At 69.3% G+C, this 18,710-nt stretch carries 14 protein-coding genes; 9 read left to right on the top strand and 5 right to left on the bottom strand.

The features are described from left to right. Positions 1-109: 109 nt before the first annotated feature. On the bottom strand, positions 110-1,588 hold the full coding sequence (locus AB0N16_RS29890) for a hypothetical protein (protein WP_365801986.1): 1,479 nt from the start codon (positions 1,586-1,588) through the stop codon (positions 110-112). Positions 1,589-1,670: 82 nt separating this feature from the next. On the opposite strand from AB0N16_RS29890, the gene AB0N16_RS29885 reads away from it, so the two are divergent. Together AB0N16_RS29885 and AB0N16_RS29880 are read left to right on the top strand one after the other, a co-directional pair. Then, complete coding sequence (locus AB0N16_RS29885) at positions 1,671-2,753, top strand: glycosyl hydrolase family 18 protein (RefSeq protein ID WP_365801984.1); 1,083 nt, start codon at positions 1,671-1,673, stop codon at positions 2,751-2,753. Then, positions 2,750-3,739: an aminoglycoside phosphotransferase family protein gene (locus AB0N16_RS29880; protein ID WP_365801982.1), complete on the top strand. Its 990-nt coding sequence runs from the start codon at positions 2,750-2,752 to the stop codon at positions 3,737-3,739. Before AB0N16_RS29885 ends, AB0N16_RS29880 begins: the two co-directional genes overlap by 4 nt. Here the strand turns inward: AB0N16_RS29880 and AB0N16_RS29875 are convergent. The 4 genes from AB0N16_RS29875 to AB0N16_RS29860 all read right to left on the bottom strand — a co-directional run bounded on the left by AB0N16_RS29875 (position 3,714) and on the right by AB0N16_RS29860 (position 7,619). After that, on the bottom strand, positions 3,714-4,490 hold the full coding sequence (locus AB0N16_RS29875; RefSeq protein WP_365801980.1) for a succinate dehydrogenase/fumarate reductase iron-sulfur subunit: 777 nt from the start codon (positions 4,488-4,490) through the stop codon (positions 3,714-3,716). The genes AB0N16_RS29880 and AB0N16_RS29875 overlap by 26 nt on opposite strands. Beyond that, positions 4,487-6,418, bottom strand: coding sequence for a fumarate reductase/succinate dehydrogenase flavoprotein subunit (locus AB0N16_RS29870; protein ID WP_365801978.1), 1,932 nt, complete (start codon positions 6,416-6,418; stop codon positions 4,487-4,489). Before AB0N16_RS29870 ends, AB0N16_RS29875 begins: the two co-directional genes overlap by 4 nt. Positions 6,419-6,433: 15 nt before the next feature. After that, positions 6,434-7,255 carry a hypothetical protein gene (locus tag AB0N16_RS29865; protein WP_365801976.1) on the bottom strand — a complete coding sequence of 274 codons (822 nt, stop codon included), beginning with the start codon at positions 7,253-7,255 and terminating at the stop codon, positions 6,434-6,436. A 73-nt stretch (positions 7,256-7,328) separates the two neighbouring features. Beyond that, the gene (locus tag AB0N16_RS29860; protein ID WP_365801974.1) at positions 7,329-7,619 is read right to left on the bottom strand and encodes a hypothetical protein; all 291 of its coding nucleotides are present in this window, start codon (positions 7,617-7,619) and stop codon (positions 7,329-7,331) included. 381 nt (positions 7,620-8,000) lie between these two features. Here AB0N16_RS29860 and AB0N16_RS29855 point away from each other — a divergent pair, with 381 nt between their 5' ends. The 7 genes from AB0N16_RS29855 to AB0N16_RS29825 all read left to right on the top strand — a co-directional run bounded on the left by AB0N16_RS29855 (position 8,001) and on the right by AB0N16_RS29825 (position 18,704). Next, positions 8,001-10,205: an ABC transporter family substrate-binding protein gene (locus AB0N16_RS29855; RefSeq protein ID WP_365801972.1), complete on the top strand. Its 2,205-nt coding sequence runs from the start codon at positions 8,001-8,003 to the stop codon at positions 10,203-10,205. A 230-nt stretch (positions 10,206-10,435) separates the two neighbouring features. Beyond that, positions 10,436-12,343 carry a translational GTPase TypA gene (gene typA, locus AB0N16_RS29850; RefSeq protein WP_365801970.1) on the top strand — a complete coding sequence of 636 codons (1,908 nt, stop codon included), beginning with the start codon at positions 10,436-10,438 and terminating at the stop codon, positions 12,341-12,343. Between the two features lie 518 nt (positions 12,344-12,861). Continuing rightward, complete coding sequence (locus AB0N16_RS29845; protein WP_365801968.1) at positions 12,862-14,484, top strand: ABC transporter substrate-binding protein; 1,623 nt, start codon at positions 12,862-12,864, stop codon at positions 14,482-14,484. 148 nt (positions 14,485-14,632) lie between these two features. Then, positions 14,633-15,559, top strand: a complete 927-nt coding sequence (locus AB0N16_RS29840) for an ABC transporter permease (protein WP_365801966.1) — start codon at positions 14,633-14,635, stop codon at positions 15,557-15,559. After that, entirely contained in the window at positions 15,552-16,490 is a 939-nt protein-coding gene (locus AB0N16_RS29835; RefSeq protein ID WP_365801964.1) for an ABC transporter permease, read from the top strand. Before AB0N16_RS29840 ends, AB0N16_RS29835 begins: the two co-directional genes overlap by 8 nt. An 11-nt stretch (positions 16,491-16,501) precedes the next feature. Beyond that, entirely contained in the window at positions 16,502-17,563 is a 1,062-nt protein-coding gene (locus AB0N16_RS29830) for an ABC transporter ATP-binding protein (RefSeq protein ID WP_365801962.1), read from the top strand. Continuing rightward, positions 17,556-18,704, top strand: a complete 1,149-nt coding sequence (locus tag AB0N16_RS29825; RefSeq protein ID WP_365801960.1) for a dipeptide ABC transporter ATP-binding protein — start codon at positions 17,556-17,558, stop codon at positions 18,702-18,704. The genes AB0N16_RS29830 and AB0N16_RS29825 overlap by 8 nt, the downstream gene beginning before the upstream one ends. The last annotated feature ends 6 nt before the right edge of the window (positions 18,705-18,710 follow it).

Below are 18,710 nucleotides of genomic sequence, written 5' to 3'. Positions count from 1 at the left end.
CTTGAGGGGCGCGGGGACTGACGCCCCTGAAAGGGGCGCGGGGAACTGCGCGAACGGCCCCCACGCACCCGCAGACGCATCGCGACCGGTCCTGGCACCCCCGTGGGCGTCAGCCCAGCCGTGTTCGTGTCTCCGGGCCGCCGAACGCCACCACCGGCCCCCCGTCCCCCTCCTCGCCCAGCAACACGCCCCCCAGCACCGCCCCCGCGAGCCCGCTCTCGTGGGCCGCCTCCCCGGCGTACGGGTTGCCATGGGCGCGTACGTCCCGTCCGGCCAGCTCCCGGGCCCGCCGCGCCAGCCGGTCGGCGTCCGCGGGAGCGGCCCGCCGCGCCTCCGCCAGCAGCGCCCGTGCCTCCGCTCCCACCGCCCCCCGATGCACCCCGACGAAGTCGTCCGCCGCCTCCAGCGCGCTCCGCGCCACCAGGTCCGCCCCGGCGGCGATCACCCCGGACCGCCCGCCCCCGGTCCCCTCCACCGCCCGCACGACCCGGCGCAGGGCGTCCAGCGGGTCGTAGGGCCCACCCGCCAGCTCCCCCCGCACGGCGGCCAGCACGGTGTCGGCGTGGGCCAGGCGCGCCGGCGCGCCTGGCGCCCGGACGCCCGCCAGTTCCGCCTCCGCGCCCGTGAGCGCGGCCGGCACCAGGCCCGCCGCCGTCCGCAGTTCCGCCGCGAGCCGGGCCACCCCGTCCAGCAGCACCCCGGCCTGCGCCACCGCCCCCTCCGCGGCGCGCAGGCCACGCCGGAACCCGTCACCGTCGCCCGAATCGGCGTCCTGGCGTGCCTGGTTGAGTCGTCCGGTCGCGAACACCAGCCGGTCCTTGGCCTGTTCGACATACCCCACCACGGCGGCCACGGCCCCGCTCCCGTACCGCTCGCCCGCCTCCGTCAGCGCACTCGCCACCCCGCCCGTGCGCGCGGCCAGTTCCCGGAACCGCCCCTCGGCCACCGCCAGCGCGTCCCCCGCACCCCACGCGGCGTCGAACCCCTCCGCCGCCGCGTCCAGTTGCCGCCCCGCCTCCGCGCACCGCCCCACCACCCCCACCAGCGCCTGCCGCCGGCCGGTGGCGTCCCCGGGTATCCCCTCCTCGTACCGCCGCCAGATCGCGAACGCGGCCGACAGCTCGGTCCCGGCCGCCCGCAGAGCCGCTGCGGCGGAGTCGCCGCCGTCGACGTACCCGAGCGCCTCCCGGCTGGTGCGGACGCAGTCGTCGGCCAGGATCAGCGCGGCCCGCGCCTGCCGCTCGACATCCACCACCGACGGCGTCGGCGGGGCGGCGGAGACGATCCCGGGGGTGGTCCGCGAGCGGGACCGCCGTACCCGCCGCACATACCCGTAGCCGCCCAGCGCACCGGCGGCCGCCACCGCGACCAGCGGCATGACGTAGTCGGCGGTCGACGCCCCGTCCGCCCGGGCCGCGGCGACCGGCTCGCGCGCCGCCGCGGGAACCGGATCCTGAGCGGCGGTCGTCATCACCGGCAACACCAGCCAGACCGCTCCGGCCACCCCGCCCAGCACGGCGTGCCCCACCCGCACGCCTATGTGCCCGGTGGCGTGCCTCGGACGGCCCCGGATCAAGGATGACGTCACATTTCGGAGCGTATGGGCAGCCTGTCGGCTTCGCGACCGGGGCGGGGACGGGCGGGGGACGACGAGAGCAGGGGGACGGCCGATGGCAACGGAATCAGAGTCGGAGGGGGAGGCGACGGGGGAGGCGGAGGGCGCGCCGGAGGTGCCCGGCATCCGGAAGAGAGCCCCCTGGCTCCGCTGGACCCGGCGTGTCGGGCTCGCCGCGGTCCTGCTCCTGGTCCTTCCGCTCCTCACCGCCGAGACCGCCCTCCGCGTCAACTACACCGGCGACCCGGGGCCCGGCACCCACACCCGGGACAAGGACGTCCTCTGGCTCGGGCACGCCTGGGTCGACGGCCGTAAGAGCGACGCCGACGTCACCGCCCTCGCCGCCCGGCTCGCGGACACCGGCATACGCGACCTCTACGTCCATGCCGGACCACTGGAACACAACGGCACGCTGCCCAGAACGGACTATCCCAAGGCCCGTTGGCTGATAACGGCCGTGCATCGAAAACTCCCCGGCGTCCGCGTCCAGGCCTGGCTCGGCGACGAGATCGCGCCCGAGAAGCCGTACGCCATGCATCTGGAGAAGAGGGAGACGCGTGCCGCCGTCGTCGCCTCGGCCCGGCAGGTGATCGCCGCCGGCTTCGACGGGGTCCACTTCGACCTGGAGCCCCTGCACTCCGGCGACCGGAACTACCTGGCTCTCCTCGACGCGCTGAGGCCGGTGACCCCGCTGCTGTCGGTCGCCGCACATCAGATCGACCCGCTTCCCGCCTTTCACTCCTTCTGGGGTACCGTCACCGGCCATCCCAAGTGGTGGTCACAGGCGTATTTCGGACAAGTCGCCCGCCGCGTGGATCAGATAGCGGTGATGTCGTACGACACCATGCAGCCCCTGCGGAGCCTGTACGGCGGGTACGTCGCGCAGCAGACCAGCCTCGCGCTGGAGGTCACCCCGGCAGACACCGACCTCCTCATGGGTCTGCCCTTCTACCACGAGAACCGCTTCGGCCACTGGGCGCACGCGGAGACCGTGCCGGCGGCCGTGCGAGGGGTTCGGCTGGGACTGTCACGCACGGACGCGGATCGCGCTAACTTCGGCGTCGCCCTGTACGTCGACTTCGCCGCCACCGAGGATGACTGGACCTCTTATCGGAAGGACTGGGTTCGTACGTCATGACAACCGCTCGTGCCCACCTCACCCGTGACGACCTCGCGCCGCTCGCCCGTGAGGCCCTCGGCCGTGCCCCCGCCGCCGTCACCCGGCTGCGCGGTGGCTCCAAGAAAGGCGTCTACCGGCTCGCCCTCGACAACGGCAGGTCCGCGATCGCCTACGTCTGGTCCCCGGAGGAGGACTACTGGGGCCCCGCCGACGCCGACATCCGCGACCCCTTCGCACACGCCTCCGGGCTCGGCCTCTTCCTGTCGGCCCACGACCGGCTGACCGAACTCGGGGTGCGCACCCCCCGGCTGCTGTTCGCCGACGAGGAGGCCGAGTACCTGCCCTCGTACGCGGCGGTCGTCGAGGACGTCCGCGGCGGCAGCCTGGAGGTGCTGCTGCGCAGCGACCCCGGCGCGGCCCGGGTTCCGCTGGCCCGGCTGGCCGGGACGCTCGGCGTGCTCCGGGATTGCGCGTCCTCGGGGTACGGCAAGGCCGCTCTGGTGGAGGAGGGCGGCAAGCCGCTCGGCAGCTCCTGCGAGCAGGTCGTCGCGGACCGGGCCCTGCACGACATCGCGGAGGTGGCCGAGCGGGACCCCCGGGTGCGGGAGGCCCGCCAGGCGCTGTCGGAGCGGGTCCGTGAGCTGTACGACGTGATCGAACCGCGCGACCACGCCTCCCTCGTGCACGGCGAACTCGGCCCGGACCACGTTCTGGTGACCGAGGAGGGCGATCCCGCGCTCATCGACATCGAAGGCCTGATGTACTTCGACGCCGAATGGGAGCACGTCTTCCTCCAGCTCCGCTTCGGGCCCGCCTACGACGTGCTGCGCACCGCCGACCTCGACGAGGACCGCATGGAGCTGTACCGGCTCGCGATGCACCTCAACCTCGTCGCCGGGCCGCTCAGGCTGCTGGACGGCGACTTCCCGGAGCGCGAACCGATGCGGGACATCGCCGAGTTCAACCTCCGGCAGGCGCTCAGCCTCCTGCGGGGCGCCTCCTGATCTTCGAGCCGAGCCACACCAGCGGGTCGTACTTGCGGTCGACGGCCCGTTCCTTCAGGGGGATCAGCGCGTTGTCGGTGATGTGGATGCCCTCGGGGCACACCTCCGTGCAGCACTTGGTGATGTTGCAGTAGCCGAGACCGTGTTCGTCCTGGGCCGTGCGCTTGCGGTCCAGGCCGGACGCCTCGGCCGCGTCCAGCGGGTGCATGTCCAGCTCCGCGACCCGCATCAGGAAACGCGGCCCGGCGAACGCCGTCTTGTTCTCCTCGTGGTCGCGGACCACATGGCAGGTGTCCTGGCACAGGAAGCACTCGATGCACTTGCGGAACTCCTGGGAGCGGTCCACGTCCTCCTGGAACATCCGGTACTCGCCGGGGCCCACTCCGGCCGGCGGTACGAACGCCGGGACCTCCCTGGCCTTCTGGTAGTTGAAGCCGACGTCCGTGACCAGGTCGCGGATCACCGGGAAGGCGCGCAGCGGGGTGACCGTGAGGGTCTCGTCCCGTTCGAAGACGGACATCCGGGTCATGCACATCAGGCGCGGATGGCCGTTGATCTCCGCCGAGCACGAACCGCACTTGCCCGCCTTGCAGTTCCAGCGGACGGCCAGGTCGGGGGCCTGGGTGGCCTGGATGCGGTGGATGATGTCCAGGACCACCTCGCCCTCGTTCACCTCGACCTCGAAGTCCTTCAGGCCGCCGCCCTCGACGTCGCCTCGCCACACCCGGAAGTGGGCCGTGTAGCCGCTCATTCGTACAGCTCCTCTTCGGCGAGGTACTTGACCAGCTCCTCCTTCTCGAAGAGGGCGAGCAGGTCGGCGCGGATGGGGTCGGTGGTCTCGCGGGTGAGGGTGATCTGGCCGCGCTCCGGGTCGGTGGCCGCCAGCCCGCCGGCGGGGTCGGCCAGTCGGCAGAGCAGGTTGATCCGGCGCCAGCCGCGGTCCATCGTCGGATGGTCCTCACGGGTGTGGCCGCCGCGCGACTCGGTGCGCTCCAGGGCCGCTCGGGCCACGCACTCGCTGACCAGCAGCATGTTCCGCAGGTCCAGGGAGAGATGCCAGCCCGGGTTGAACTGGCGGTGCCCCTCCACCCCGGCCCGGCGCGCCCGCACCCGCAGCGCGGCGAGCCGCTCCAGGGCCTGCTCCATCTCGCCCTCCCGGCGGATGATGCCGACCAGGTCGTTCATGGCCTGCTGGAGCTCCTGGTGGAGGGTGTACGGGTTCTCCGGCGGCCCGGCCTCGGGCTGCTCGCTCTCGGCGGAGAACGGCCGCAGCGCCTCCGCGGCCGCCGAGTCGACCTGGATGTCGTCCACCGCCGGCCGGGTGTCGAGGTCCGCCGCGTAGTCGGCGGCGTGCCAGCCCGCCCGGCGCCCGAACACCAGCAGGTCGGACAGGGAGTTGCCGCCGAGCCGGTTGGAGCCGTGCATACCGCCGGCCACCTCACCGGCCGCGAACAACCCGGGCACCCCGCGCGCCGCCGCCGTGTCGGAGTCCACCCCGACCCCGCCCATCACGTAGTGGCAGGTCGGCCCGACCTCCATCGCCTCCGCCGTGATGTCGACGTCCGCCAGCTCCTTGAACTGGTGGTACATGGAGGGCAGCCGGCGCCGGATCACCTCGGCCGGCATCCGCGTCGACACGTCCAGGAAGACCCCGCCGTGCGGGGAGCCGCGGCCCGCCTTCACCTCGGAGTTGATCGCACGGGCGACCTCGTCACGGGGGAGCAGCTCCGGGGGACGCCGGTTGTGGTCCGGGTCCTCGTACCAGCGGTCGCCCTCCTCCTCGGACTCGGCGTACTTCTCCTTGAAGACGTCCGGGACGTAGTCGAACATGAACCGCTTGCCCTCGGAGTTGCGCAGCACCCCTCCGTCGCCGCGTACCGACTCCGTGACCAGGATCCCCTTCACCGACGGCGGCCAGACCATGCCCGTCGGGTGGAACTGCACGAACTCCATGTTGAGCAGGGGAGCCCCGGCCAGCAGGGCGAGCGCGTGCCCGTCGCCGGTGTACTCCCACGAGTTCGACGTCACCTTGAAGGACTTGCCGATGCCCCCGGTCGCGACCACCACGGAGGGCGCTTCGAGGACGAAGAAACGGCCGCTCTCCCGCTCGTACGCGAAGACCCCCGACACCCGGCGGCCGTCCTTCAGGATCCGGGTGACCGTGCACTCCTGGAAGACCTTCAGGCGGGACTCGTAGTCGCCGGTCTCCTTCCGGTCCTCCTGCTGGAGCGAGACGATCTTCTGCTGCAGGGTCCGGATCAGCTCAAGACCGGTGCGGTCGCCGACATGGGCGAGGCGCGGGTACTCGTGGCCGCCGAAGTTGCGCTGGGAGATCTTCCCGTCCTTCGTGCGGTCGAAAAGGGCGCCCCAGGTCTCCAGCTCCCAGACCCGGTCCGGGGCCTCCGTGGCGTGCAGTTCGGCCATCCGCCACTGGTTGAGGAACTTGCCGCCGCGCAGGGTGTCGCGGAAGTGGACCTGCCAGTTGTCGTGCTCGTTGACGTTGGCCATGGCCGCCGCGATACCGCCCTCGGCCATCACCGTGTGCGCCTTGCCGAACAGCGACTTGCAGATCACCGCCGTACGGGCACCCCGCTCGCGTGCCTCGATCGCGGCGCGCAGCCCGGCGCCGCCGGCCCCGACGACCACGACGTCCCACTGCTGCCGCTCCACCGCTGCCATCAGAAGCCCCTGTCCTTAAAAGAGTCGCGGATCGTCGAAGACACCGGACGCGAGCAGGTAGACGTAGAAGTCGGCGAGCGCCACGCTCACCAGCGACGCCCAGGCGAGCTGCATGTGCCGGGCGTTGAGCCGGCCGACGAACTGCCACGCCTTGTAGCGCACGGGGTGTTTGGAGAAGTGCTTGAGCTTGCCGCCGACGATGTGCCGGCAGGAGTGGCAGGACAGGGTGTACGCCCAGATCAGCACGATGTTGACCAGGAAGACCAGGGTGCCGAGGCCCATGTGGCCCCAGTGCTCGTCCGTGTCCCGGAAGGACAGGACCGTGTCGTAGGTCAGCACGCAGGCGACCAGCAGGGCGAAGTAGAAGAAGTACCGGTGGAGGTTCTGCAGGATCAGCGGGAAGCGGGTCTCACCGGTGTACTTCGCGTGCGGCTCGGCCACCGCGCAGGCCGGCGGGGAGGCCCAGAAGCTGCGGTAGTACGCCTTGCGGTAGTAGTAGCAGGTCAGCCGGAAGCCCAGCGGGAAGATCAGGATGATGATCGCCGGGGAGATCGCCCACCAGCTGCCGAAGAGGTCGGCGTTCGGGCCGGACGGCATGGTCTTGCAGTTCTCGGCCAGACAGGGCGAGTAGAACGGCGAGACGTATGGCGCCGAGTAGTAGTCCGCGTTGGCGAAGGCACGCCAGGTCGAGTAGACGACGAACGCGAACAGACCGGCCGCGGTGACGGCGGGTGCCAGCCACCAGCGGTCGGTCCGCAGGTGCGGGGCGGAGATCGCGGCGCGCGTACGGGTGCGTACGCCGCCGCTGTTCGGATGTGGTTCCGTACCAGTGGCCAATGGATGACTCCGGTCGGTTCGGGGGTCGGGGCCTGCGGGCAGCACGCCTGTCGGCGGATGCCGGACGCGCCTCTTACGGTGCGCGCCGGTCGCGGGCGCCGAGACCCTCGTCGTCCGTGTCCGTCCACAGGTTGATGTCGTAGGGGTCGTCGGAGATGGTGACGAGTTCGGGGCGCTTGGCCGGGGTGCCGGTGGTGGCCGTCTCCCGCAGCAGCGCCACGCTCTCGCGCAGGTGATCGGCGTCGGTACGGACGCGGCGCATCTCCAGTCCGCCGCTCCCGAGCTGCTGCTCCAGGCGGCCGACGGACCGGTTCAGGTCGTCCAGACAGCGCTGTACTGACGTCAGGTCGTCGTGCACGGACATGACGTGACCTCACTTCCGCGGACTTCGGTGTCCAAGGCGGCAACGTTCATGCGCCTGCGAGTGTTGCGCGTCACACCTGCCGGTGTGAAGGCATGTGCAGCGATTGGCGGATTGCGCGCCTCCGTCGCACGCCCGCACGCGCTCTGTGTGCGCCGGGGACGGGCGCCGCCGCGAGGGGTGCCGCCCGGTGGCGTCGCCCGGGTGGGCGTTGCGCCGCACGGGTGGGCTTTGGCAGCCCCCGCCGCCGTGTCGTCCCCGGCCGACGGACCCCGTCCATTTCAGTGGGGTCCGTACTTCTGACGTACATGTGATCAACTCCAAAATACCCCCAAATGTGAACAGACCCCACCCGTGTCACCGGGCCTCCCGGAGGTAGCAGAGATGTCCCACCACGGCGTCGGACCCAGGCCTGGCCGCAGTGCGGTCATGCGTTCCGTCACGTTCCTGACCGCGGGCGCGCTCGCGGTGCCCTTCCTCGCGGGCTGCGGCTCCGACGACGAGGGCAGCAAGCCGCTGGCCGGACAGGACATCGCGGCGGTCGCCCGTGACGCGGTCGCCGAGGGCGGCACCCTCAAGTGGGCCGTGGACGCCGTACCGGAGACCCTCAACACCTTCCAGGCCGACGCCGACGCGGGCACCACCCGGGTCGCCCAGGCGGTCCTGCCGTCGATGTTCACCATCGACGCCACCGGCCGCCCGGTCCGCGACCCCGACTACCTGGAGTCCGCGAAGGTCATCGAGACCGAGCCGCGCCAGGTCGTCCTCTACAAGCTCAACCAGCAGGCCGTCTGGAGTGACGGCCGGGAGATCGGCGCCGCCGACTTCGCCGCCCAGTGGCGGGCTCTGTCCGGCAAGGACTCCGCCTACTGGACCGCCCGCAACGCCGGTTACGACCGCATCGGCAAGATCGAGCGCGGCGCCAACGACCTGGAGGTCCGGGTCACCTTCGAGCGGCCGTACACCGACTGGAAGTCGCTGTTCTCGCCGCTCTACCCCAAGGAGGTCATGGGCACCCCGGACGCCTTCAACGACGGCGCCCGCCGGAAGCTCACGGTGACCGCGGGACCCTTCAAGATCGACAAGGTCGACACCGCGAAGAAGGACGTCGTCCTCACCCGCAACCCGCGCTGGTGGGGCCGCCCGGCCAAGCTCGACGAGATCGACCTGCACGCCGTGGACCGGGAGAAGCGGGCCACCGCGCTCGCCGCCGGCACGGTCGACGTCGCCGACATCGACGCCTCCGAGGCCCAGCGGATCATCATCGCCGGGCGGGACAAGGGCACCGGCACGCCGTTGCAGGGCGCCGGGAAGACCTCCGCGAAGAAGCTGCGCTCCTGGGCGCTCACCCTCGGCATGGACGAGGAGAAGCTGCCCAAGGGGCCGAAGAAGCTCCGCAAGACCATCTCCAAGTGGCTGGAGCAGCAGCAGGAGCTGCGCGACTTCGACGTCCGCAAGTCCCTGGAGCCCGCCTTCACCCAGCTCGCCCTGAACGGCTCCGAGGGCCCCCTCGCCGACGAGCGGGTGCGCCGGGCCGTCGCCCGCGCCCTCGACCGCCAGTCCCTGGCCAAGCTGGTGCTCACCCCGCTGGGGCTGCCCGCCGTGCCGGTCGGCAGCCACCTCGCCCTGTCCGGGCAGGCCGCCTACGCCGACAGCAGCGGGTCGATCGGCGGCCTCGACACCCACGAGGCGCAGGCGCTGCTCGCCGACGCGGGCTGGGTGGCCGGCGGCCCGATCAAGGCCGGGGACAAGGCGGCTGGCGCGCAGAGCGGGAACGGCGACAAGACGGGCAAGGGCGAAAAAGGCGACAAGAGCGGCAAGGGGGGCAAGGGGGACGACTCCGACGGTGGGGACGACGGGCAGTACATCGTCGGGGAGGACGACAAGAGCCCCGACGCCCCCGGCGCCCCCGACGACAAGGACACCCGCGACCACCAGAAGGACCACGCCCATGGGGCACCCGGGGCGTACGCGCCGAAGGGCACGGCCGCGCCCAAGGGGGCACAGGCGGCGGCCGCACCGCTGGCCAAGGACGGCAAGGCCCTGAGCCTGCGGTTCGTGCTGCCGTCGGGGCCGGGGTCACAGACGCTCCAGGACGTCGCCGACCGGATCCGGCAGATGCTGGCGGCGGTCGGCATCCAGGCGGAGATCACCAAGGTCTCCGACGAGAGCTACTTCAAGGACCACATCGCCTCCGGGCAGTACGACCTCGCGCTGTACTCGTGGCCGTCGTCCGCGTTCCCGGCGACGGACGCGCGGCCGATCTACGCGAAGCCGGTGCCGGCCGCCGACGGGTCGCTGAACGTCGAACAGAACTACACGAGGGTGGGCACCGACCAGGTGGACCAGCTCTTCGACCAGGCGCTCGGGGCGCTGGACGAGGACGAGGCGGACGGGCTGCTGCGGAAGGCGGACTCGCGGATCTGGGCGTCCGCCGGGTCGCTGCCGCTCTACCAGCGACCGCAGCTCGTGGGGGCCAGGAAGGGGCTGGTGAACGTAGGCGCGTTCGGTTTCCAGACGCCGGTCTACCAGGACATGGGGTTCCTGAAGAAGGGCGCGAAGGTCTCGGCCAGCCCCAGCAAGGGGTAGCGGGAGAGCGGATTCGCGATCGGGTGCGGGCGGCCGTCGTGGCTGGTCGCGCCCGTGCGGCGGAGTCACGGGGCGGTACTCCCGGGCCCCCGAGGGGTCGGCCCGGCGCGCCCCGGCGTGAGCGGCCCCGTACCATGGGGTGAGGCCGTGGCGTGTTCAGCCCGGCAGGGTGCGCGTAACACCGATGTACGCGCAAGCCCCTTCCTCATACTCCGGGAGTACGCCGCACCATGGCCACGCGCCACGACATCCGCAACGTCGCCATCGTCGCCCACGTCGACCACGGCAAGACGACCCTCGTCGACGCCATGCTGAAGCAGGCCGGTGCCTTCGCCGCGCACGCCGCCGAGTCGCTCGACGACCGCATGATGGACTCCAACGACCTGGAGCGTGAGAAGGGCATCACGATCCTGGCCAAGAACACGGCCGTGAAGTACCACCCGAAGGACGGTGGCGAGGTCGTCACCATCAACATCATCGACACCCCGGGCCACGCCGACTTCGGCGGCGAGGTCGAGCGCGGTCTGTCGATGGTGGACGCGGTGGTGCTGCTGGTCGACGCCTCCGAGGGGCCGCTGCCCCAGACCCGCTTCGTGCTGCGCAAGGCGCTCCAGGCCAAGCTGCCCGTCATCCTGTGCATCAACAAGACGGACCGCCCCGACTCGCGCATCGACGAGGTCGTCAACGAGGCCTACGACCTCTTCCTCGACCTCGACGCCGACGAGGACCAGATCGAGTTCCCGATCGTCTACGCGTGCGCGCGTGACGGTGTGGCCTCGCTGACCAAGCCGGAGGACGGCACCGTCCCGGCCGACAGCGACAGCCTGGAGCCGTTCTTCTCCACGATCCTGTCCCACGTCCCGGCTCCCGAGTACGACGAGGCGGCCCCGCTCCAGGCGCACGTCACCAACCTGGACGCGGACAACTTCCTCGGCCGTATCGCCCTGCTCCGGGTCGAGCAGGGCGAGCTGCGCAAGGGCCAGACCGTCACGTGGATCAAGCGCGACGGCACGATGTCCAACGTCCGCATCACCGAGCTGCTGATGACCGAGGCGCTCACCCGCAAGCCCGCCGAGATGGCGGGACCGGGTGACATCTGCGCGGTCGCCGGTATCTCGGACATCATGATCGGCGAGACCCTCGCCGACCCCGAGAACCCGATCCCGCTGCCGCTGATCACGGTCGACGAGCCCGCGATCTCGATGACCATCGGCACCAACACCTCGCCGCTGGTCGGCCGGGGCGGCACCGGCAAGGGCGCCGACAACAAGGCCGCGGTCAAGGACCGCAAGGTCACCGCGCGTCAGGTCAAGGACCGCCTCGACCGCGAACTGGTCGGCAACGTCTCGCTGCGCGTGCTCGACACCGACCGTCCGGACGCCTGGGAGGTCCAGGGCCGTGGTGAGCTGGCGCTCGCCATCCTGGTCGAGCAGATGCGCCGGGAGGGCTTCGAGCTGACCATCGGCAAGCCGCAGGTCGTCACCAAGCTCGTCGACGGCAAGGTCTACGAGCCCGTCGAGCGCATGACGATCGACGTGCCCGAGGAGCACATGGGCGCCGTCACGCAGCTCATGGGCGTGCGCAAGGGCCGGATGGACAACATGTCCAACCACGGCTCGGGCTGGGTCCGCATGGAGTTCGTGGTGCCGTCCCGCGGTCTCATCGGCTTCCGTACCGAGTTCCTGACCGGTACGCGCGGCACGGGCATCGCCCACTCCATCCACGAGGGCCACGAGCCGTGGTTCGGCACCCTGACGACCCGTAACAACGGCTCGCTGGTCGCCGACCGTGCCGGCGCCGTCACCGCGTTCGCGATGACCAACCTCCAGGAGCGCGGCGTCCTGTTTACCGACCCCGGCACCGAGGTGTACGAGGGCATGATCGTCGGCGAGAACTCGCGCTCCGACGACATGGACGTGAACATCACCAAGGAGAAGAAGCTCACGAACATGCGGTCGTCGTCGGCCGACTCGTTCGAGGCGATCGTCCCGCCGCGCAAGCTCTCCCTGGAGCAGTCGCTGGAGTTCTGCCGTGACGACGAGTGCGTCGAGGTGACCCCGGAGGCCGTGCGTATCCGCAAGGTGGTCCTGGACCAGAAGGAGCGCGGCCGCACCGCCAGCCGCGCCAAGCACGGCTGACACACGCCGTTCCAGCAGGAAGCCGGGCACCCCGCAATGCGGGGTGCCCGGCTTCGTGTTGAGGGGGGAGGTAGGGAAAACCCTAATTCTCGTCGCGGATCCGTGAGGGCGGACCGCACGGCACTAGGCTGCTGGCAGCATGGGCCCCGGCTGTGTCCAAGCGCACTTTCCGGGATTCTGCAAGTGGATTTTCATCCGACTCGAGTTCGGTAAGCGGACATGCGAGCCCGATAGGTGTGTAACAAGTCCGTTTCGCAGGGATCTTTCTGCAAACCCTTTGTCCGGATTTTGGAAGATGTTCGCTTCAGGTGTGATCGAACCGAGACCTTATGAGTGTGGTTCGGTCATGGCGCATGGCAGATAGTTAGGCGCGTAGAGCTCGGATCCACGGGTCATGCGCTGGGTGGCGCTGACCTGCGAGCGCGGGGAGTACACCTCACGGTTTCAGGCGCCGGTGACGGCGAAGTGTCGTGTGCTTCCTTCTGCGGTGAATCAATGGACTCATGAGGAGGAGCCCCATGCGTGGTGCCAAGAGCGCCAAGTGGGTTGCGATAGCCGCCGTTGTGGCGCTGGGTGCGACGGCCTGTGGCGGCGGGGGGGACGACGGCAGCTCCGGCAGCGGCAAGGGCAACGGCGTCGTGTCGGTGGAAATCGGCGAGCCGCAGAACAGCCTGGTTCCCACCAACACGTACGAGACCGAGGGCGGCCAGGTCATCAACGCCCTCTTCACGGGTCTGACCAAGCTTGACGCCGACAACAAGGTCGTCAACGCCATGGCGGAGTCGATCGAGTCCAAGGACAACAAGGTCTGGACGATCAAGCTCAAGTCGGGCTACACGTTCCACAACGGCGAGAAGGTCACCGCCCAGTCCTTCGTGGACGCCTGGAACTACGGTGCCAACCAGACCAACGCCCAGCAGACCAACCCGCTGTTCAGCCACATCCAGGGCTACGCGGACCTCAACCCGGGCGAGGGCAAGACCCCCAAGACCGACAAGCTGTCCGGTCTGAAGGTCGTCGACGACAACACCCTCCAGGTCACCCTGACCGGTGCGTTCTCGGCGTTCCCGTCGCAGCTGTCCTTCACCGCGTTCGTCCCGCTGCCCAAGGCGTTCTTCAAGGACCCGAAGGGCTTCGGCGAGGCTCCGATCGGCAACGGTCCCTTCAAGATGAAGGGCAAGTTCAAGCACAACGAAGAGATCGACACCACGAAGTACGACAAGTACCCGGACGCCTCGAAGATCGAGGTCAAGGGTGTCAACTTCAAGGTCTACTCGAACCTGGACACCGCCTACAAGGACCTCGTCGCCGGCAACCTCGACAGCCTGCTGACGATCCCCACCTCGGGTCTGCCGACGTACCACAAGGACCTGCCGGGCCGTTACATCGACGAGGCCGACTCGGCCGTCGGTTACATCGGTTTCCCGATCAAGTACAACAAGGCCTTCCAGAACGCGGACCTCCGCAAGGCCATCTCCATGTCGATCGACCGCAAGACGATCGCGGACAAGATCTTCCTCGGTGCGCGTACGCCCGCGGACGACTACATCAGCCCGATCATCGACGGCTACCGCAAGGGCGCCTGCGGCGACGCCTGCACGCTGAACCCGACCGAGGCCAAGGCGCTCTACAAGAAGAGCGGCGGCCTGCCCGGCAACACGCTGGAGATCGGTTACAACGCGGACGGCGGCCACAAGGAGTGGGTCGAGGCGGTCGCGAACCAGATCCAGCAGAACCTGGGGATCAAGGTCACGGCCAAGCCGTTCGAGCAGTTCCAGACCATCCTGAACGACCTGGACGCCAAGAAGTACCAGGGCGCGTTCCGTATGGGCTGGTCCATGGACTACCCGGACATGGAGGACTACCTCCGTCCGATCTTCTCCAAGGACGCCATCACCAACGGCTCGAACTACGCCGGTTACGTCAACGAGGACTTCGAGAAGCTCCTCGTCCAGGGCGACCAGGCCGCGACGCACGAGGAAGCCGTCAAGAAGTACCAGGCGGCGGACGACGTCCTGCTCAAGGACATGCCGTACATCCCGGTGTACTTCTACACGATGAACGCCGGCTTCAGCGACAAGATCAAGTCGATGAAGGTCGCCGGTCACCAGATTCTGTGGGACACGGTCAAGCTCAGCTGACCGGCTTCCAGCAGTTCTGACACAGAGCGGTACGGGGTGAGCAGGGGGAGGAATAGCCTTCCCCTGCTCACTCCTGCTGCCGTCTTCCGTCCGACCGTGCCGATCCCCCCGGCCGCGGTCGGGCCGAGCACCCCCCTCTGGAGTACCCATGGGCCGATATGTCGTGCGCCGCCTCCTGCAGGTGATCCCTGTGGTGATAGGCGTCACGTTCATCATCTTCTGCCTGGTCTTCGCTCTGCCCGGCGACCCGATCCAGGCACTGGCCGGCGACAAGCGCGCCGACCCCAACATCGCGGCGATCCTTCGCGCGCACTACCACCTGAACGAACCGCTCTACCAGCAGTACTGGCACTACATCAGCGGCGTCTTCACCGGTGACCTCGGCGAGACGTACAACGGACGTGCCATCTCGGACATCGTCTCCGAGCGGTTCCCCGTCACCCTGAAGCTGGGTCTGACGGCGTTCGCCATCGAGGCTGTCATCGGCATCCTCGCGGGTATCTTCTCCGCCCTCAAGAAGGGCAAGTTCATCGACAACGTCGTGCTGATCTCGACGCTCGTGCTGATCTCCATCCCGGTCTTCGTGCTCGGTAGCGTGCTTCAGCTGGAGTTCGGCGTGAACCTGAAGATCACGCCGGTCGCCGGTATCGAGAAGGGCTGGCCGCAGAGTTACATCCTGCCCGCCATCGTGCTCGCCTCGACCTCGATGGCGTACATCTCGCGCCTGGTGCGGACGAGCATGACGGAGTCGATCCGCGCGGACTACGTCCGTACCGCGGTCGCCAAGGGGCTGCCGCAGCGGCGGGTCATCGGCGTGCACGCGCTGCGCAACTCCCTGATCCCCGTGGTCACCTTCCTGGGCTTCGACCTCGGCGCTCTCATGGGTGGCGCGATCATCACCGAGCGTGTGTTCAACATGCCCGGTATCGGTGGTCAGCTGGCCCAGTCCGTCTATCTGCGCGAGCGGCCGGTCGTCGTCGGTCTGGTGACCCTGCTGGTCCTGATCTACCTGGTCGCCAACCTCCTCGTAGACCTGCTGTACGCCGTGCTCGACCCGAGGATCCGTTATGAGTGAGAAGACGATAGAGAGGCCCACCACCGACGAGGCCGCCATCGCCAAGGAGATCGAGGCCGAGGAGAAGGCCGCGGCCCGTCAGGCGAGCCTGCTCAAGGACGGCTGGGCGGATCTCCGCAAGCGGCCCTTGTTCATCGTGACGGCCCTCATCATCGTGTGCCTGCTCGCCCTGGCGATCGCGCCCAGCCTGTTCACCGGCCGTTCCCCGTTCTCGGACGGTTTCTGCCAGCTGCAGAACTCCATGAACGGACCGTCGTCCGGGCACCTGTTCGGCTACGACGTCCAGGGCTGTGACATCTACACGCGGACCGTGTACGGCACCCGCAACTCGATCGTCGTCGGCGTGGTGACGACCGTGGTCACCACCCTGATCGGCGGTCTGCTGGGCATGCTGGCCGGTCTGCTCGGCGGCTGGATCGACGCGTTGCTGTCCCGGATCACCGAGGTCTTCTCGGCGCTCCCGCTCATCATCGGCGGCCTGCTGATCATGTCCATCTGGGGCGGCGGCGACGTGTGGTCGGTGTCGTTCATCATGGCGATCCTCGGCTGGCCCCAGGTCTTCAGGATCATGCGCGGCGAGGTCATCGGCAACAAGTACAACGACTACGTGATGGCCGCCCGGGCACTGGGCGCCGACTCGTGGCGGATCGCGTTCCGGCACATCCTGCCGAACACGCTCGCCCCCGTCATCGTCATCACCACCATGAACCTCGGTGTCTACATCGCCGCCGAGGCCGCCCTGTCCTACCTGGGCATCGGCATCCAGTACCCGAACATCTCCTGGGGTGTCATGATCAGCGACGCCCAGGACCGGTTCCTGACCAACCCGCACGCGCTGCTGTTCCCGGCAGGTGCGCTCAGCATCACCGTGCTGGCGTTCATCGTGCTCGGCGACGTGGTCCGCGACGCCTTCGACCCCAAGATGCGCTGAGGGAGGCGTACGTGACCATCATCGACCCGACGGACGCCGTCCCGGCTCCCCGTCCCGGGGACCCGGAGCGAACCGGCCCGCTGCTCGAAGTGCGCGATCTGCACGTCGAGTTCCAGACCCGTGAAGGCGTGGTCCGCGCCGTCAACGGCGTCAACTACTCCGTGAACTCGGGGGAGACCCTCGCCGTGCTCGGCGAGTCCGGCTCCGGCAAGTCCGTGACCGCGCAGGCGATCATGGGCATCCTGGACATGCCGCCGGCCCGCATCCCCAAGGGGGAGATCCGCTTCTACGGCCAGGACATGCTCACCATGTCCCACGAGGAGCGGCGCAAGCTGCGCGGCGCCCGGATCGCGATGATCTTCCAGGACGCGCTCTCCGCACTCAACCCCGTGCTCAGCGTGGGGTACCAGCTCGGCGAGATGTTCCGCGTCCACCAGGGCATGTCCCGCAAGGCGGCCAAGGCCAAGGCCGTCGAGCTGATGGACCGGGTGAAGATCCCGGCCGCCGCGGCCCGGGTGAACGACTACCCGCACCAGTTCTCCGGCGGTATGCGCCAGCGCATCATGATCGCGATGGCGCTCGCCCTGGAGCCCGACCTGATCATCGCCGACGAGCCGACCACGGCCCTCGACGTGACGGTCCAGGCCCAGGTGATGGACCTGCTCGCGGAGCTGCAGCGCGAGTACCAGATGGGCCTGATCCTCATCACCCACGACCTCGGTGTCGTGGCGGACGTGGCCGACAAGATCGCCGTGATGTACGCGGGCCGGATCGTGGAGACGGCGCCGGTGCACGAGCTGTACAAGCGTCCCGCGCACCCCTACACCCGCGGTCTGCTCGACTCCATCCCGCGCCTGGACCAGAAGGGCCAGGAGCTCTACGCGATCAAGGGCCTGCCGCCCAACCTCCTCAAGGTGCCGAGCGGTTGTGCCTTCAACCCGCGCTGTGACAGGGCACAGGACATCTGCCGTACCGACCGTCCGCCGCTGGTCCCGGTGACCGAGCGCGACGGCACGGAACTGCCGGGCCGCGCCAGCGCGTGCCACTTCTGGAAGGAGACGATCCATGGCTGAGTCGACCAAGACCGACGAGCCGATGGACGCGACGCCGAACGTCTCCGACGTCGAGGTCGCGGACGTGCACACCGAGGACGAGGCGGTCGCCGCCCTGGAGGCTCCGGTGGACCGGGGCGAACCGATCCTGCAGGTGCGCAACCTCGTCAAGCACTTCCCGCTGACGCAGGGCATCCTCTTCAAGCGGCAGATCGGCGCGGTGAAGGCCGTCGACGGCGTCTCCTTCGACCTGTACCAGGGCGAGACCCTGGGCGTCGTGGGCGAGTCCGGCTGCGGCAAGTCGACGGTGGCCAAGCTCCTGATGAACCTGGAGCAGGCCACGGCCGGCGAGATCTTCTACAAGGGCCAGGACATCACCAGGCTCTCCGGCAAGGCGCTCAAGGCCGTCCGCCGGAACATCCAGATGATCTTCCAGGACCCGTACACCTCGCTCAACCCCCGGATGACGGTCGGCGACATCATCGGCGAGCCGTACGACATCCACCCCGAGGTGGCCCCCAAGGGCGACCGGCGCAAGCGGGTCAAGGACCTGCTGGACGTCGTGGGTCTCAACCCCGAGTACATCAACCGGTACCCGCACCAGTTCTCCGGCGGACAGCGTCAGCGCATCGGCATCGCGCGCGGCCTGGCGCTCAACCCGGAGATCATCATCTGCGACGAGCCGGTCTCCGCGCTCGACGTGTCCGTCCAGGCACAGGTCATCAACCTGATGGAGGGGCTGCAGGACGAGTTCAACCTCTCCTACATCTTCATCGCCCACGACCTGTCGATCGTCCGGCACATCTCGGACCGGGTCGGGGTCATGTACCTCGGCAAGATCGCCGAGATCGGCTCGGACGAGCAGATCTACGAGCACCCGACGCACCCCTACACCCAGGCCCTGCTGTCGGCCGTGCCCGTGCCGGATCCGCAGGACCGTGAGCAGCGCGAGCGGATCATCCTCACCGGCGACGTGCCCTCTCCGGCCAACCCGCCGTCCGGCTGCCGCTTCCGCACCCGCTGCTGGAAGGCCGAGGACAAGTGCGCCACGGAGGTTCCGCTGCTGGCGATCCCCGAGCGCTTCAAGGACTCGGACACCCCGGCGGCCCACGAGTCGGCCTGCCACTTCGCCGAGGAGAAGGACATCGTCCACGCGGCCTGACGTCCC

The organism is Streptomyces sp. NPDC051105 (assembly GCF_040682795.1).
Lineage (GTDB): Bacteria > Actinomycetota > Actinomycetes > Streptomycetales > Streptomycetaceae > Streptomyces.
This window is presented reverse-complemented; position numbering and strand designations above follow the sequence as displayed.

What these genes read in the sequence shown, in the direction of transcription:
- AB0N16_RS29885 (WP_365801984.1), top strand. Translation starts at nt 1,671, where the DNA reads ATGGCAACGGAATCAGAGTCGGAGGGGGAGGCGACGGGGGAGGCGGAG.
- AB0N16_RS29880 (WP_365801982.1), top strand. Translation starts at nt 2,750, where the DNA reads ATGACAACCGCTCGTGCCCACCTCACCCGTGACGACCTCGCGCCGCTC.
- AB0N16_RS29875 (WP_365801980.1), bottom strand. Translation starts at nt 4,490, where the DNA reads ATGAGCGGCTACACGGCCCACTTCCGGGTGTGGCGAGGCGACGTCGAG.
- AB0N16_RS29870 (WP_365801978.1), bottom strand. Translation starts at nt 6,418, where the DNA reads ATGGCAGCGGTGGAGCGGCAGCAGTGGGACGTCGTGGTCGTCGGGGCC.
- AB0N16_RS29860 (WP_365801974.1), bottom strand. Translation starts at nt 7,619, where the DNA reads ATGTCCGTGCACGACGACCTGACGTCAGTACAGCGCTGTCTGGACGAC.
- AB0N16_RS29855 (WP_365801972.1), top strand. Translation starts at nt 8,001, where the DNA reads ATGTCCCACCACGGCGTCGGACCCAGGCCTGGCCGCAGTGCGGTCATG.
- typA (WP_365801970.1), top strand. Translation starts at nt 10,436, where the DNA reads ATGGCCACGCGCCACGACATCCGCAACGTCGCCATCGTCGCCCACGTC.
- AB0N16_RS29845 (WP_365801968.1), top strand. Translation starts at nt 12,862, where the DNA reads ATGCGTGGTGCCAAGAGCGCCAAGTGGGTTGCGATAGCCGCCGTTGTG.
- AB0N16_RS29840 (WP_365801966.1), top strand. Translation starts at nt 14,633, where the DNA reads ATGGGCCGATATGTCGTGCGCCGCCTCCTGCAGGTGATCCCTGTGGTG.
- AB0N16_RS29835 (WP_365801964.1), top strand. Translation starts at nt 15,552, where the DNA reads ATGAGTGAGAAGACGATAGAGAGGCCCACCACCGACGAGGCCGCCATC.
- AB0N16_RS29825 (WP_365801960.1), top strand. Translation starts at nt 17,556, where the DNA reads ATGGCTGAGTCGACCAAGACCGACGAGCCGATGGACGCGACGCCGAAC.